The following is a 16277-nucleotide window of genomic DNA, read 5'->3' on the forward strand; positions in this document are numbered from 1 at the left end:
CGATCTTTTTATTCTGCCGCTTGCACAGCAGCAATCATGCGCACCACATCCACCGTCTCGGCAACGTCGTGCACACGCAAAATATGTGCGCCCTTGGCCACTGCCAGGGCCGCCAAAGCCAAGCCACCGAACAGGCGCTCACCCACTTCCCGCCCCAGCGCCCGACCAATCATGCTCTTGCGCGAGACACCGACCAATAACGGCCGACCAAGGGCATGCAGTTCCTGCATATTTTTGAACAGCGAAAGGTTGTGCTCATAGGTCTTGGCAAAGCCGAATCCCGGGTCCAGCACCACGCGCTCAGGGGCGATACCGGCAGCCGTACAAGCGGCCATGCGCTCAACCAGAAAGTCCCGCACCTCGGCCACCACGTCGACGTATACCGGGTTGTCCTGCATGGTGCCCGGCTCGCCACGCATATGCATCAGGCATACCGGCAGATTGGTCGCAGCCACCGCTTCAAGCGCGCCATCACGCTGCAGCGAGCGCACGTCGTTGATCAAGCCGGCACCCAGGCGCGCAGACTCGCGGATGACCGCTGGAGTGGAGGTGTCCACGGAAATGATCACGTCCAGCTCACGGGCAATCGCCTCGACCACCGGAGCAACACGTTCCAGCTCTTCGACAGGCGAAACCGGACGGGCACCCGGTCGCGTGGACTCACCACCGACATCAATCAACGTGGCACCCGCCGCCACCATATCCGCAGCATGCTGCAACGCCAGGTCAATGCGACTGAAGCGCCCGCCATCGGAAAAGGAGTCAGGGGTAACGTTGAGGATGCCCATCACATGCGGGCGGCTTAAATCAAGAAACCGGCTGCCACAAGGCAGCCGGTTTGGGTATTGCGTCAGGGACATGTCAGGCCTTAATGCTCGGCGGCCGGGCCACCGATAGGTTTCTCTGGGGTTTCGGCTTGATCCTGCTTGCTGATCGTGGTGCCGGAATCGCCATCATCCTGCCAATCACGGGGCTCACGCGGCGTACGGCCATTCATGATGTCGTCGATTTGCTCGGCATCGATGGTTTCGTACTTCATCAACGCATCACACATAGCGTTGAGCTTGTCGCGGTTCTCTTCCAGTAGGCGCTTGGCGGTGCCGTAGCACTCATCGATGATGCTACGCACCTCCAGGTCGATAAGCTTGGCGGTATCAGCGGAAACGTTGCTCTGCTGGCTGCCCATGCTGCGACCGAGGAACACTTCACCATCTTCTTCGGCATACATCAGCGGACCGAGCTTCTCGGAGAGCCCCCACTTGGTCACCATGTTCCGCGCAATCTGACTGGCGCGCATGATGTCGTTGGACGCACCGGTGGTGACACCGTCAAAACCCAATGTCATCTCTTCGGCGATACGGCCACCATAGAGCGAGCAGATCTGGCTGATCAACGCGCGCTTGGACAGGCTATAGCGGTCCTCCTCCGGGAGGAACATGGTCACGCCCAGGGCACGACCGCGCGGAATGATGGACACCTTGTAAACCGGGTCATGCTCTGGCACCAGGCGGCCGACGATAGCGTGACCCGCCTCGTGGAACGCGGTGTTCATTTTCTCTTTCTCGGACATGACCATCGATTTGCGCTCAGCGCCCATCATGATCTTGTCTTTGGCCAGTTCGAATTCTTTCATTTCAACGATGCGCTTGCCCGCACGAGCAGCGAACAGCGACGCTTCGTTGACCAGGTTGGCCAGGTCGGCACCGGAGAAGCCCGGCGTACCGCGAGCAATTACCGCTGGCTTGACGTTGTCACCCATCGGCACTTTGCGCATGTGAACTTTCAGAATCTGCTCACGACCGCGGATATCCGGCAGCCCCACCACAACCTGGCGGTCGAAGCGGCCTGGACGCAGCAACGCTGGGTCGAGCACATCGGGACGGTTGGTGGCGGCGATGACGATGATGCCGTCATTCATTTCGAAGCCGTCCATCTCAACCAGCAACTGGTTCAGAGTCTGCTCACGCTCGTCGTGACCGCCACCCATGCCAGCGCCACGATGGCGACCAACGGCGTCAATCTCGTCGATGAAGATGATGCACGGTGCGTGTTTCTTGGCTTGCTCGAACATATCGCGAACACGGCTGGCGCCGACGCCCACGAACATTTCCACGAAGTCGGAACCGGAAATGGTGAAGAACGGTACTTTCGCTTCGCCGGCAATGGCTTTGGCCAGCAACGTTTTACCGGTACCAGGTGGGCCCACCATCAGCACGCCGCGAGGGATACGGCCGCCCAGGCGCTGGAATTTGCCTGGATCGCGCAGAAACTCGACCAGCTCACCCACTTCCTCTTTGGCCTCGTCGCAACCGGCTACGTCAGCCAGAGTGGTCTTGACCTGGTCTTCAGAGAGCAGGCGCGCCTTGCTCTTGCCAAAGCTCATCGGGCCGCCCTTACCGCCGGCACCGCCCTGCATCTGGCGCATAAAGAACATAAAGACGGCGATGATGACCAGAATCGGGAAGCTGGCTACCAGCAACTGAGTCCAGATGCTTTGCTGCTCAGGCTTCTTGCCTTCAACGGTCACGTTATTGTTGATCAGATCGCCGATCAGGCCGCGGTCTTCGATCATCGGGCGCACCGTGGTGAACGGCTTGCCGTCAGTGCCGATACCCGTGATGGTGAAGCCCTCGATGGTGACTTTCTGCACACCACCATCTTTGACCTGCTCGATAAATTGCGAGTAGTTCAGCGTCTGAGGTTCGCTCGGGCTGGAGAAGTTGTTCATCACCGTGACGAGGACGGCGGCGATGATCAGCCACAAGATCAGGTTCTTTGCCATGTCGTTCAATTAGCTACCCTCTGAAGCAGGCCCCACGCGGGACGAACCTCGCATTACGGCTGGATATTGATCAGCCTAACTTACTACACAACTTCCGAACCTAGGCAGGAAGCGTCTGTAACCCTTTATGAGGCACTGCCGTGGTAAAGCGGCAAAACAACGCTCGATTCGTATAACGTTCGACTGAACCCGTTCTTCATGGGTTCAATCTTGCGCCCCGCGAAAGCCTCGGGCCAGCAAATATTGCTCACGGGACCGATCACGGGAAGACAGTGGCTTGCGCATCTGCACTTTCTCGAACATCGCGCGCACCTGCTTGTGATAGACGTCAAAGCCTTCGCCCTGGAAGATTTTGATCAGAAAATCGCCGCCGGGGCGCAGCACCTGGCTCGCCAGATCGAGCGCCAACTCGCACAAATACATCGAGCGCGCCTGATCAGCCATCTTCACCCCACTCATATTGGGGGCCATATCGGAAATCACAAGGTCTACCGGATTATTGCCGACCGCTTCGAGAATTTGCGCCAGCACGGACTCCTCGGTGAAATCGCCTTGAATAAAGGTAACGTCCGGGATGCTGTCCATCTCCAGGATATCGGACGCGATCAAGCGACCTTTGTCGCCTAACACTCGACTGGTTACCTGCGACCAGCCACCCGGCGCGGCGCCGAGGTCGATCACGGTGTTCCCGGGGCGCAAAATGCGGTCTTTCTCCTGGATCTCCAGAAGTTTGTAGCTGGCACGGGAACGGTAGCCGTCCTTCTGCGCCATTTTCACGTAGGGGTCGTCGAAATGCTCTTTCAACCAACCTTGACTTGTCTTGGAACGTGCCACTGGGCACCTCAAAAATTAACGGGGCGTGATTAACTGGGCGGTACCGAGAGCGCTCGGGTAAACTAGCCGCCGCTTTTTACAAGATCAGACGCAGGGGTCAGATTATGCCGCTCACTCAGGAGCAGAAGAAACAGTACAAATCTATCGGTCACCATCTAAAACCGGTATTGATTGTTGCTGACAATGGTTTGACCGAAGGTGTGCTTGCCGAATTGGAGCGCGCACTGACTGATCACGAACTGATCAAAATCCAACTCAGAATTACCGAACGCGAGTCCCGCCTGGCCGCGATTGCCGAACTGTGCAAGGCCGGCAATAGCGAACTGGTTCAGGTCATCGGCAAGATGGCACTGATTTACCGCAAGAACCCGAAGGTCAACAAGCAGCTGTCCAACGTCACCCGCTTCAGCTGATATCCCGCTCCCTGTCAGTGGCGCGCCTTGCGCGCCCTGGCTGCCTCGCCGTCCGGCACTGGCTGCAACACCAGCAGCGCACCGCACAACGCCAAGACCAGAAAACAGAATAACTGTAGCCGCAGTGCGTCCGGCAACCAGCGCTGCAACGCACCGTAGCCCAACGCCACTAGCAAACTCACGACCAGCAATTGGCCACGGGAATCGCGCCAAAGCGCGGAAAAACGCTCGACCTGCAGCAGGATCAAGGTTTGCACCAACAACCCAACCACCGCCAGCAATACCAGCAACGGACTGAGGGTGTTGGCAATTTCGCCGACCAGCATCGGTGCCAGACCGATTCGCTCCAGCGCCGGCAGCATCACCAAGTGCAGCAGCCACAGGCCGCCGACCCAGAACGTCTGAGCCAACCGCCAACTGATTGCACCGGCATCGATGACGCGGGCCTTAGATATGACGAACCTCGACGATCTCGTACTCGATCAGGCCGCTGGGCGTGCGCACCGCCACTACATCGCCCTCTTCCTTGGCGATCAAGGCGCGAGCGATGGGTGAGCCGACGGAGATCTTGCCGAGCTTGATGTCCGCTTCGTCTTCACCAACGATCTGGTAGGTCACGCGCTCGTCAGTCTCGACGTTGGCGATCTCCACCGTGGTACCGAAAATCACCTTGCCGGTCGGCTCGATGGCCGTGACATCGATGATCTGCGCATTCTGCATACGCCCTTCGATGTCACGGATACGCGCCTCGACCATACCTTGCTGCTCACGAGCGGCGTGGTATTCGGCGTTTTCCTTGAGGTCACCCAATTCGCGGGCCGTGCCGATGTCCTGGCTGAGCTTCGGACGCACGACCTTGGTCAGATGGGCGTGTTCTTCTTCCAGGGCGCGAGCACCCTGGACGGTCATTGGGTACTTGATCATGCCTTCAATCCTGCATGCAGATCCTGCAAGCGGCGTACGGTTTTTTCAGGACCGAACTTCAGCGCTTCGCAGATAGCCTCGCCCGCAGCAATGGTGGTGGTGCAGTAGATCTTGTGCTGCAGCGCGTTACGGCGGATGGAGTAAGAGTCAGCGATCGACTGACGACCTTCGGTGGTATTGATGATCAGGGTGACTTCGTCATTCTTGATCATGTCGACCACGTGCGGACGGCCTTCGGTCACCTTGTTCACCCGGCGGACTTTCAAGCCAGCCGCTTCGATCAGCTTGGCAGTACCGGCGGTGGCAACGATTTCGAAACCCAGGTTGATCAGGTCGCGAGCAACGCCGGCCACTAAAGGTTTGTCGTCGTCGCGCACGCTGATAAACGCAGTGCCACCGGTAGGCAAGATTTCGCTGGCACCCATCTGGGCCTTGGCGAAAGCTTCACCAAAGGTGTCGCCCACGCCCATCACTTCACCGGTCGACTTCATTTCTGGGCCGAGGATCGGGTCAACGCCTGGGAACTTGGCGAACGGGAATACCGCTTCTTTAACGCTGTAGAAGTTCGGAATGATCTCTTCGGTCAGGCCGACTTCTTTCAGGGTTTTACCGGCCATCACGCGTGCCGCGATCATCGCCAGGGAAACACCGATGCACTTGGACACGAACGGCACGGTACGCGAAGCACGTGGGTTCACTTCGATGACGAAGATGTCCTCGCCCTGCACGGCCATCTGCACGTTCATCAGGCCAACCACGCCGAGTTCCAGGGCCATTTTCTTGACCTGTTCACGGATCTCGTTCTGGATGTGTGCCGGCAGCGAGTACGGGGGTAGCGAGCAGGCGGAGTCACCGGAGTGCACGCCCGCTTGTTCGATGTGCTGCATGATCGCACCGATCACCACGGTCTCGCCGTCGCACACCGCGTCGATATCGACTTCGATGGCGCAGTTGAGGAAGTGGTCGAGCAATACCGGGCTATCGTTGGAAACCTGTACGGCTTCACGCAGATAGCGCTTGAGCTCTTCTTCTTCGTAGACGATTTCCATCGCCCGACCGCCCAGCACGTAGGACGGACGCACCACCAGCGGGTAACCAATCTTGTTAGCGGCACGAATGGCTTCGTCTTCGCTGCGCACAGTGGCGTTTGGCGGCTGACGCAGGTTCAGGCGCTCAACCATCTGCTGGAAGCGTTCACGGTCTTCGGCACGGTCGATGGCGTCAGGCGAGGTACCGATGATCGGCACGCCGGCTTCTTCCAGGGCGCGAGCCAGTTTCAGCGGGGTTTGGCCGCCGTACTGAACGATCACACCTTTGGGCTGCTCGACGCGGACGATTTCCAGCACGTCTTCCAGGGTTACCGACTCAAAGTACAGGCGGTCCGAGGTGTCGTAGTCAGTGGAAACGGTTTCCGGGTTGCAGTTGACCATGATGGTTTCGTAACCATCGTCACGCATCGCCAGCGCGGCGTGTACGCAGCAGTAGTCGAACTCGATGCCTTGACCGATACGGTTCGGGCCACCGCCGAGAATCATGATCTTGTCGCGGGTCGACGGGTTCGCTTCGCACTCTTCCTCGTAGGTCGAGTACATGTAGGCGGTGTCGGTGGAGAACTCGGCGGCGCAGGTGTCAACGCGCTTGTACACCGGCAGCACCTTCAACTTGTGACGGTGGCTGCGCAGGTTCTTCTCGGTCACGCCCAGCAGCTTGGCCAGACGGGCGTCGGAGAAGCCTTTGCGCTTGAGCTTGTACATCACATCGCGGTCGATGGACGACAGGCCCAGGGTCTTGATGCGTTCTTCGTCTTTGATCAGGTCTTCGATCTGCACCAGGAACCAGTGGTCGATCATGGTCAAGGCGTAGATATCGTCGCAGCTCATGCCGGCACGGAAGGCGTCAGCCACGTACCAGATACGCTCGGCGCCCGGCACGGTCAGCTCGCGCTTGAGCGCAGCCTTGGATTCCGGGTTGGTCAGATCCAGCTTGGGATCGAAACCGTTGACGCCCACTTCCAGACCGCGCAGAGCTTTCTGCAGGGACTCCTGGAAGGTGCGGCCGATGGCCATGACTTCACCGACCGACTTCATCTGAGTGGTCAGGCGGGCATCGGCTTTCGGGAATTTTTCGAAGGCGAAACGCGGAATCTTGGTAACGACGTAGTCGATGGCCGGTTCGAACGAAGCCGGGGTTTTACCGCCGGTGATGTCGTTCTGCAGCTCATCAAGGGTGTAGCCCACTGCCAGCTTGGCAGCGACTTTGGCAATCGGGAAGCCAGTGGCTTTCGACGCCAGAGCGGAAGAGCGAGAAACCCGTGGGTTCATCTCGATCACAACCATACGGCCAGTTTCCGGGCAGATACCAAACTGCACGTTCGAGCCACCAGTTTCTACGCCGATTTCGCGCAGTACCGCCAGGGAGGCGTTACGCAGAATCTGGTATTCCTTGTCGGTCAGAGTCTGTGCCGGTGCCACGGTGATCGAGTCACCGGTGTGCACGCCCATCGGATCGAAGTTCTCGATGGAGCAGACGATGATGCAGTTGTCCTTTTTATCGCGGACCACTTCCATCTCGTACTCTTTCCAGCCGATCAGCGATTCGTCGATCAGCAGCTCTTTGGTCGGCGACAGATCCAGACCACGGGCGCAGATTTCTTCGAATTCTTCACGGTTGTAAGCGATACCGCCACCGGTGCCGCCCATGGTGAAGGACGGACGGATGATGCACGGGAAGCCAAGCTTCTCGAGCACTGCGTTGGCCTCGTCCATGTTGTGGGCGATACCGGAACGCGGGCAGGCCAGGCCGATGTCTTTCATCGCCTTGTCAAAGCGCGAACGGTCTTCGGCTTTGTCGATGGTGTCAGCGTTGGCACCGATCATTTCCACACCGAACTTTTCCAGAACGCCGTGGCGCTCCAGGTCCAGGGCGCAGTTCAGAGCAGTCTGGCCGCCCATGGTCGGCAGCAAGGCGTCTGGACGCTCTTTCTCGATGATCTTGGCCACAGTCTGCCATTTGATCGGTTCGATATAGGTAGCGTCGGCCATGGCCGGGTCGGTCATGATGGTGGCTGGGTTGGAGTTCACCAGGATGACCCGGTAACCCTCTTCGCGCAGGGCTTTACAGGCCTGGGCGCCAGAGTAGTCGAACTCACAGGCCTGGCCGATGACGATGGGGCCGGCGCCGAGGATCAGGATACTTTTGATGTCTGTACGTTTTGGCATTTTCTACTCTCGAATCCTAAGGTCTGTCGGCAGGCTTAACGGCGCGCGGCCATGGCTTCGATAAATCGGTCGAACAGCGGAGCAACGTCCAGTGGACCTGGGCTCGCCTCGGGGTGCCCCTGGAAGCTGAAGGCCACTTTGTCGGTACGCTCGATGCCTTGCAGAGTGCCGTCGAACAGCGACTTGTGAGTAGCACGCAGGTTGGCTGGCAGAGTCGCCTCGTCCACAGCAAAGCCGTGGTTCTGACTGGTGATCATCACTACGCCAGTGTCGAGATCTTGCACCGGGTGGTTGGCACCGTGGTGGCCGTGACCCATTTTCACGGTCTTGGCTCCGGAGGCCAGGGCCAGCAGCTGGTGGCCGAGGCAAATGCCGAATACCGGAATCTCGGTTTCCAGCACGTCTTTAATGGCCTGGATCGCGTAGTCGCATGGCTCAGGGTCGCCCGGGCCGTTGGACAGGAACACGCCGTCCGGTTGCAACGCCAGCACTTCGCTGGCCGGAGTCTGGGCCGGTACCACGGTGACGCGGCAGCCGCGCTCAACCAGCATGCGCAGGATGTTCAGCTTGACGCCGTAGTCGAACGCCACCACGTGGTGCGGCAGTTCGCTGGCAGCAATTTCCGGGTGGCTGTCGGTTTTCAGGTTCCAGACGCTGTGACGCCATTCGTAGCGCTCGGTGGAGCTGACTACTTTGGCCAGGTCCATGCCTTTCAGGCCGGGGAAGCCGCGAGCGGCTGCCAGGGCTTGCTCGACGGAGATATCGTCGCCGGCCAGGATGCAGCCGTTCTGAGCGCCTTTCTCACGCAGGATGCGGGTCAGGCGGCGGGTGTCGATACCCGCGATAGCCACAACGTTGTTGGCTTTCAGGTAATCGGACAGCGACAGGGTGTTACGCCAGTTGCTGGCAACCAATGGCAGATCACGGATAACCAGGCCGGCGGACCAGACGCGGTTCGATTCGGCATCTTCCGGCGTGGTGCCGGTGTTACCGATGTGGGGATAAGTCAGGGTAACGATTTGTTGGGCATAGGAAGGATCGGTAAGGATTTCCTGATAGCCGGTCATAGCAGTATTGAACACCACCTCTCCGACGGTTTGACCGTCGATTCCGATGGCTTCGCCGCGAAAAATGCTGCCATCAGCAAGGGCGAGTATGGCTGGCTTAGTCAAGAAGACCTCCCGTAAATCAAGCCTGACAGGGCATACGCAGGTTGTAAAAAAGCGGGATGACGTTTAGACACGTCACCCCGCTTTTTTTAGAATCACTTTTTCAAGTTAACTGCGCGCTTTTAGTGGACACACTAAAGCTGTAGCTTACAGAAAAAGGCATTTTTGGTCTACCCAAGATGACAACCGTTTAGTCATCTCAGTGCAGATCAAGCACATCCTGCATATCGTAGAGCCCGGCAGACTTGCTATCCAGCCATAAAGCCGAACGTACTGCACCGCGCGCAAAGGTCATGCGGCTAGAGGCTTTATGGGTGATTTCCACCCGCTCGCCGTCGGCGGCGAACAGCACGGTATGGTCGCCCACCACGTCGCCAGCACGCACGGTGGCAAAGCCGATGGTTTCGCGATCACGGGCCCCGGTCTGACCTTCGCGGCCGTAAACCGCCACTTTCTGCAGATCACGACCCAAGGCTTTGGCGACTACTTCGCCCATGCGCACAGCCGTGCCCGACGGCGCATCGACCTTGTGACGGTGGTGCGCTTCGAGAATCTCGATATCCACGTCATCACCCAGAACCCGCGCAGCGGTATCCAGCAGTTTCAGACACAGATTCACGCCAACACTGAAGTTGGCCGCAAAAACAATCGAGATGTCCTTGCCCGCCTCAGCCAGCAGCTGTTTTTCCTCGACGCTAAAACCGGTGGTACCGATCACCATGGACTTGCCAGCCTTGCGGCAGACTTCCAGGTTTTTCAGGGTAACGGTGGGATGGGTGAAATCGATCAGTACATCGAACTGATCCAGCACGTCAGCGAGATTACCCGCCAAGGTGATGCCCAATTTACCCATGCCCGCCAGCTCGCCCACATCAGCACCAATCAGGCTGCTGTCCGGACGATCAATCGCTGCAGTCAACGTGGCACCTTCGGCCAGGCCAATCGCCTCAATCAGGGTTTTGCCCATGCGCCCGGCGGCACCCACTACGGCTATACGTCGCGCTATACATGCCATGCATCTAGCTCCCAGCTAATAACTTGCGGCTGACGAGGTGCCTGCAGCGCCTCGCCAAGCCCGATTCACACGTCGCCGAAGAAACGCTTCACGCCTTCGAACCAACCGCTGGCCTTGGGCGAGTGGCTGTCGTCGGTGGCCAGCGAGTTGCGGAACTCTTCCAGCAGTTCACGCTGACGCTTGTCCAGGTTCACCGGTGTTTCCACAGCTACGCGACACATCAGGTCGCCAGCACCGCCGCCACGTACCGGAGCCACGCCCTTGCCACGCAAGCGGAACAGCTTGCCGGTTTGCGTACCTTCGGGAATTTTCAGCTTTACGCGGCCATCCAGGGTCGGCACTTCCAGCTCGCCGCCCAATGCTGCGTCAGCGAAGCTGATCGGCACGTCGCAGTACAGGTGCTTGCCGTCGCGCTGGAAAATCGAGTGCTCGCGCACATTCACCACCACGTACAGGTCGCCAGCCGGGCCACCCATGGCACCCGCCTCGCCTTCGCCAGACAGACGAATGCGATCACCCGTATCAACACCTGGCGGAACTTTTACCGATAGGGTTTTGTGTTCTTCGACACGACCGTGGCCGTGGCAGGTGCCGCACGGGTCGGCAATCATCTTGCCGTTGCCGTGGCAACGTGGGCAGGTTTGCTGCACCGAGAAGAAGCCCTGCTGCATGCGCACCTGACCGATACCGCCGCAGGTGGTACAGGTAACCGGGCTGGTGCCCTTTTTCGCGCCGGAGCCATCGCAGGTTTTGCAATTGACCAGGGTCGGCACGCGGATGGTTACGGTGGTGCCGCGCACCGCCTCTTCCAGATCCAGCTCCAGGGTGTAACGCAGGTCGCTACCGCGCTGCGCGCCACCACGGGAACCGCCACGAGCACCACCGAAGAAGTCGCTGAACACGTCGCCGAAAATATCGGAGAAGTTTGCGCCGCCGAAACCGGCACCGCCGGCACCACCGCCACCCATGCTCGGGTCGACGCCGGCATGACCGTACTGGTCAAACGCCGCGCGCTTGTTGGCGTCGGACAGCACTTCATAGGCCTCATTGGCCTCTTTGAAACGCTCTTCGGCCTCTTTGTCGCCAGGATTGCGGTCCGGGTGATGCTTCATCGCCAAGCGGCGATAAGCCTTCTTCAGCTCCGCTTCGCTGGCACCACGCTCAACCCCCAGCACTTCGTAAAAGTCACGCTTAGCCATAATTCTTCAACACTCTTAAATCGGCTTCCCCAGACACGCCAACGCGGGAGCAAGCTCCCGCGTGGCGGATAACACCCGGCCAGCTCAATGGCCGGCCGGGTTGGAGAGCAAGCAAATGGACGCTTACTTGTTTTCTTTAACCTCTTCGAACTCGGCATCGACCACATCGTCGGCACCGCCCTTCGGCTCTTCCTGGCCAGGCGCAGCTTCGCCAGCCTGAGGCTGCTCGGCATACATTTTCTGCGCCAGCGGAGCAGTGGCTTCGGACAGAGCCGCTACTTTAGCGTCGATGGTTTCCTTGCTGTCGCCTTTGACGGCCACTTCCAGTTCACCCAACGCTTTTTCGATGGCTGCTTTCTCGTCCGCGGTGGCCTTGTCGCCTGCCTCGGTGATCATCTTACGGGTCGCGTGCACCAGAGCATCACCCTGGTTACGTGCACCGGCCAGCTCTTCGAACTTGCGGTCTTCCTCGGCATTGGCCTCGGCATCACGCACCATTTGTTCGATTTCTTCCTCGGACAGACCCGAGTTGGCCTTGATCACGATGGACTGCTGCTTGCCAGTGGCCTTGTCTTTGGCCGACACGTGCAGAATACCGTTGGCGTCGATATCGAAGGTAACTTCGATTTGCGGCACGCCACGCGGTGCTGGCGGAATCTCGGCCAGGTCGAACTTGCCCAACGACTTGTTCTGTGCGGCTTGCTTACGCTCGCCCTGCAGCACGTGAATGGTCACGGCGCCCTGGTTGTCGTCGGCAGTCGAGAACACTTGCGACTTCTTGGTAGGAATCGTGGTGTTTTTCTCGATCAGCGCAGTCATCACCCCACCCATGGTTTCGATACCCAGGGTCAGCGGGCTGACGTCCAGCAGCAGTACGTCTTTAACGTCACCAGCCAGTACCGCACCCTGAATCGCAGCGCCCATGGCGACTGCTTCGTCCGGGTTCACGTCTTTGCGAGCTTCTTTACCGAAGAATTCGGTAACCAGCTTCTGCACCAGCGGCATACGGGTCTGACCGCCAACCAGGATCACGTCGTGAATCGCGCCAACGTCGATACCGGCGTCTTTCAACGCGATACGGCAAGGCTCGATGGTGCGCTGCACCAGGTCTTCCACCAGCGACTCCAGCTTGGCACGGGAGATCTTCACGTTCAGGTGCTTAGGACCGCTGGCATCTGCTGTGATGTACGGCAGGTTGACGTCGGTCTGCTGAGCGGACGACAGTTCGATCTTGGCTTTTTCAGCAGCTTCTTTCAGACGCTGCATGGCCAGCGGATCACCTTTGAGGTTAATGCCGCTTTCTTTCTTGAATTCGTCGACGAGGTAGTCGATCAAACGGATGTCGAAGTCTTCACCACCGAGGAAGGTGTCACCGTTGGTGGCCAACACTTCGAACTGGTGCTCGCCATCGACTTCGGCAATTTCAATTACCGAGATATCGAAGGTACCGCCACCCAGGTCATAAACGATCACGGTGTGATCGCCCTTGGCCTTGTCCATACCGTAGGCCAAAGCAGCAGCGGTCGGTTCGTTGATGATGCGTTTGACTTCCAGACCCGCGATGCGGCCGGCGTCTTTGGTGGCCTGCCGCTGGCTGTCGTTGAAGTAGGCCGGAACGGTGATCACCGCTTCGGTCACTGGCTCGCCGAGGTAGTCTTCGGCGGTCTTCTTCATCTTTTTCAGCACTTCGGCGGAAATTTGTGGCGGTGCCATTTTCTGGCCCTTCACTTCCACCCAGGCGTCGCCATTGTCGGCTTTGACGATTTTGTACGGCACCATTTCGATGTCTTTCTGTACGACGTTTTCTTCAAAACGGCGACCGATCAGACGCTTAACCGCGTACAGGGTGTTGTGCGGGTTGGTAACTGCCTGACGCTTGGCCGACTGACCCACGAGGATTTCGCCATCGTTGGTGTAAGCAATGATCGAAGGAGTGGTACGCGCGCCTTCGGCGTTTTCCAGCACCTTGACGCTACCGTTTTCGAGGATCGAGACGCAGGAGTTGGTGGTCCCCAGGTCGATACCGATGATTCTGCCCATGTTTGTTCTCCTGAAACTGAATTTGGTTGCCGCAGCAGTGGTGGTTAACTGCGGTAGCACTTAAACGCTTGACTAATAAATGGGGGCCTTACGGCGAATTTCAAGCCTGCTCATCAATAGAAGGTTGCGGCTCGGCCGGAGCCTTACTGACCACCACCATCGCGGGGCGCAGCAGACGACCATTGAGCAGGTAACCCTTCTGGAACACCTTGAGCACACTATTGGGCTCGACATTGGTGCTTTCCTGCATCGCCATGGCCTGGTGGTGCTCGGCGTTGAACGGCGCACCGTGCGGGTCGATGGCTTCCAGGTTGTAACGCTTGAGGGTGTCTTGGAACAGCTTGAGGGTCAGCTCGATGCCTTCACGCACAGCCTTGATGGCTTCGTCGTTAGGGTTGGACAACTCCAGGCCACGCTCGAGGCTATCGACTACGGGCAGCAGGTCGTTGGCGAATTTCTCCAGGGCGAACTTGTGCGCTTTCTCAATATCCTGCTCGGCGCGGCGGCGCACGTTCTGCATATCAGCCGCCACGCGCAAAGCCTGATCCTGAGCGGCCGCCAGCTGTTCTTCCAGCGTTTGCACGCGGGCAGCCAGATCTTCGCTCGCAGCGGTCTCTGCAGCGGTTTCGATATCTGGATTTTGGGAATTCTGGGTCTGTTCGTCGGCCATGCGGTCCTCCTATCTATATTCCTCGCGAGCTCGGGTTACAGCTTTTACGAGCCCTGACTATCCGGTTCGCGAGCCTTAACTCACGGTTCTGCCGCTTATATGGGGCCACAATCTGGCGATTCAAGAGCAAAGGAGGATTGTCAGGGATAAAACAAACACTGTATAAATAACCAGACTTTACGCCTGGAGCCTCCGCCATGCTGGTACATCTCTCCGTACATAACTACGCCATCGTCGAACATCTCGACCTCGAGCTGAATGGCGGAATGAGCGTGATCACCGGTGAGACCGGGGCCGGCAAGTCGATCATGCTCGACGCCTTGGGCCTGACCCTCGGCGATCGTGCCGACAGCGGTGTGGTGCGTCCGGGTGCCGACAAGGCGGATATCCTCGCCAGCTTCGATCTCAGCGATATTCCCGAAGCCAAAGCCTGGCTCGCCGAACGCGACCTGGACAACGACGGCCCGTGCATCCTGCGTCGAGTGATCACCGCCGAAGGCCGTTCCCGCGGCTATATAAATGGCTCGCCCTGCCCCCAGGGCGACCTGAAAGCCATCGGCGAACTGCTGATCGACATCCACAACCAGCACGAACATCAATCCCTGCTCAAGCCGGAAACCCACCGCCGCCTGCTGGATGAATACGCCGGCAGCCAGGAACTGGCGCGCCAGGTACAGCTGGCCGCGCAGCGCTGGAAGCAGACCAGAAGCGAGCTGGAGCGGCTGTCCAGCGCCAGCGACGAACAACGCGCCCGCCACCAGTTGCTCAGCTATCAGTTGGAAGAGCTGGACAACCTCGGCCTTGGCGACAACGAACTGGAACAGTTGGAACAGGAACATAAAACCCTGACCAACGCCGAGGGCCTGCTGAGCGCCTGCCGCCTGGTGATCGAGCAGTGCAGCGAAAACGATGGCGGCAACGTACTGTCGGCCCTCACCAGCAGCGTCGGTCGCCTGAGCAACTTCCGCAGCCAGCCCGGTGCCCTGGGCGAAGCCGTAAATCTGCTGGCCAGCGCACAGATCCAAGTGGAAGAGGCTGTGGGCGAGCTGAACCGCTTCCTCGACCACTTCGACGCCGACCCGGAACGCCTGCAACTGCTGGAGGAGCGCCTCGATTCCATCTATACCCTGGCGCGCAAACACCGCATTTTGCCCAGCGAGCTGGCGGCCATGCAGCAGCAGCTGTTCGACGAGCTGGAAAGCCTGAACGCCGACGACCAGGCCACCGAGCGCCTGGGCGAAGAACTGTCCGCCTACGCCCGCCACTACCAGGAAAAGGCTCAGGAGCTCAGCACCCTGCGCCACGGTGCCGCCGGCAATCTGGCCGCCGCGGTGGAAGTGGAAATGCAACGCCTGGGCATGCCCGGCGGGCGCTTCAGCATCGAACTGCACGGCACCAGCAGCAGCGACCCCCATCCGCAGGGGCTGGAGCAGGTGGAATTTCTGGTTAGTGCCAACCCCGGTCAACCGCTCAAAGCGCTCGCCAAAGTGGCCTCGGGGGGCGAACTGTCGCGCATCAGCCTGGCGATCCAGGTGATCACCGCACAAACCTCACGGGTGCCCACCCTGGTGTTCGACGAAGTCGACGTCGGCATTGGCGGTCCCACCGCCGAAGTGGTCGGCCAACTGCTGCGCCGATTGGGCGAACGCGGCCAGGTACTGACCGTCACCCACCTGCCGCAAGTGGCGGCGCAGGGCCACCAGCATCTGTTTGTGCATAAAGCCCGTGGCGATGGCGAAACCCACACCGCCGTGGCCACGCTGGACAGCGCCGGGCGCATAGAAGAGGTGGCGCGCATGTTGGGCGGCGTGGACCTGACCAAAGAGTCCCTGGCTCACGCACGCAAGATGGTTAGTAGTGCGGCTAGCGCGTAATAGTTTGGGCTTCATTGTTGGGTTGAGCCAACGGCGAAGCCCAACAAAAGGCACACCAACAAAAACGCCGCGCCCTTTTCAGGTCGCGGCGTTTTTATGCGCTTTAAAAGCTCAAGGCTGAAGTCTCTCCCACAGGATT

13 protein-coding genes are annotated in these 16277 nt (G+C 59.1%); 2 read left to right on the top strand and 11 right to left on the bottom strand.

What is annotated here, in order from left to right:
- Positions 1 to 8: 8 nt before the first annotated feature.
- The 3 genes from folP to rlmE form a co-directional block, all read right to left on the bottom strand.
- Positions 9 to 860 carry a dihydropteroate synthase gene (folP, locus tag ACVW0Y_RS12095; protein WP_457438564.1) on the bottom strand — a complete coding sequence of 284 codons (852 nt, stop codon included), beginning with the start codon at positions 858 to 860 and terminating at the stop codon, positions 9 to 11.
- A gap of 8 nt (positions 861 to 868) precedes the next feature.
- Positions 869 to 2782, bottom strand: coding sequence for an ATP-dependent zinc metalloprotease FtsH (ftsH, locus tag ACVW0Y_RS12100; protein WP_457438566.1), 1914 nt, complete (start codon positions 2780 to 2782; stop codon positions 869 to 871).
- 204 nt (positions 2783 to 2986) lie between these two features.
- Positions 2987 to 3616 (bottom strand): 23S rRNA (uridine(2552)-2'-O)-methyltransferase RlmE, encoded by a 630-nt coding sequence (gene rlmE / locus ACVW0Y_RS12105; protein ID WP_271197313.1) that lies wholly within the window; start codon positions 3614 to 3616, stop codon positions 2987 to 2989.
- 104 nt (positions 3617 to 3720) lie between these two features.
- Here rlmE and ACVW0Y_RS12110 point away from each other — a divergent pair, with 104 nt between their 5' ends.
- Positions 3721 to 4029: a YhbY family RNA-binding protein gene (locus tag ACVW0Y_RS12110; protein ID WP_457438567.1), complete on the top strand. Its 309-nt coding sequence runs from the start codon at positions 3721 to 3723 to the stop codon at positions 4027 to 4029.
- Positions 4030 to 4043: 14 nt separating this feature from the next.
- On the opposite strand, the gene ACVW0Y_RS12115 is transcribed toward ACVW0Y_RS12110, so the two are convergent.
- From ACVW0Y_RS12115 to grpE, 8 genes are all read right to left on the bottom strand, one after another.
- A complete protein-coding gene (locus ACVW0Y_RS12115) occupies positions 4044 to 4439 on the bottom strand; it encodes a DUF4149 domain-containing protein (RefSeq protein WP_457438568.1) in 396 nt (131 codons plus the stop codon).
- A gap of 37 nt (positions 4440 to 4476) precedes the next feature.
- Positions 4477 to 4953 carry a transcription elongation factor GreA gene (greA, locus tag ACVW0Y_RS12120; protein WP_108098217.1) on the bottom strand — a complete coding sequence of 159 codons (477 nt, stop codon included), beginning with the start codon at positions 4951 to 4953 and terminating at the stop codon, positions 4477 to 4479.
- Positions 4950 to 8171, bottom strand: coding sequence for a carbamoyl-phosphate synthase large subunit (gene carB / locus ACVW0Y_RS12125; RefSeq protein WP_457438570.1), 3222 nt, complete (start codon positions 8169 to 8171; stop codon positions 4950 to 4952). The genes greA and carB overlap by 4 nt, the downstream gene beginning before the upstream one ends.
- A 35-nt stretch (positions 8172 to 8206) precedes the next feature.
- Positions 8207 to 9343: a glutamine-hydrolyzing carbamoyl-phosphate synthase small subunit gene (gene carA / locus ACVW0Y_RS12130; protein ID WP_457438571.1), complete on the bottom strand. Its 1137-nt coding sequence runs from the start codon at positions 9341 to 9343 to the stop codon at positions 8207 to 8209.
- Positions 9344 to 9539: 196 nt separating this feature from the next.
- Positions 9540 to 10355 carry a 4-hydroxy-tetrahydrodipicolinate reductase gene (gene dapB, locus ACVW0Y_RS12135; RefSeq protein ID WP_457438573.1) on the bottom strand — a complete coding sequence of 272 codons (816 nt, stop codon included), beginning with the start codon at positions 10353 to 10355 and terminating at the stop codon, positions 9540 to 9542.
- 65 nt (positions 10356 to 10420) lie between these two features.
- Positions 10421 to 11554 carry a molecular chaperone DnaJ gene (dnaJ, locus tag ACVW0Y_RS12140; RefSeq protein ID WP_457438574.1) on the bottom strand — a complete coding sequence of 378 codons (1134 nt, stop codon included), beginning with the start codon at positions 11552 to 11554 and terminating at the stop codon, positions 10421 to 10423.
- Positions 11555 to 11677: 123 nt separating this feature from the next.
- Positions 11678 to 13594, bottom strand: a complete 1917-nt coding sequence (gene dnaK, locus ACVW0Y_RS12145) for a molecular chaperone DnaK (RefSeq protein ID WP_457438576.1) — start codon at positions 13592 to 13594, stop codon at positions 11678 to 11680.
- A gap of 100 nt (positions 13595 to 13694) precedes the next feature.
- Positions 13695 to 14264 (bottom strand): nucleotide exchange factor GrpE, encoded by a 570-nt coding sequence (gene grpE / locus ACVW0Y_RS12150; RefSeq protein WP_457438577.1) that lies wholly within the window; start codon positions 14262 to 14264, stop codon positions 13695 to 13697.
- A 197-nt stretch (positions 14265 to 14461) separates the two neighbouring features.
- Between grpE and recN the strand changes: the two genes are divergently transcribed.
- Entirely contained in the window at positions 14462 to 16138 is a 1677-nt protein-coding gene (gene recN, locus ACVW0Y_RS12155) for a DNA repair protein RecN (protein WP_457438579.1), read from the top strand.
- The last annotated feature ends 139 nt before the right edge of the window (positions 16139 to 16277 follow it).

The organism is Pseudomonas sp. TE3786, from assembly GCF_054057335.1.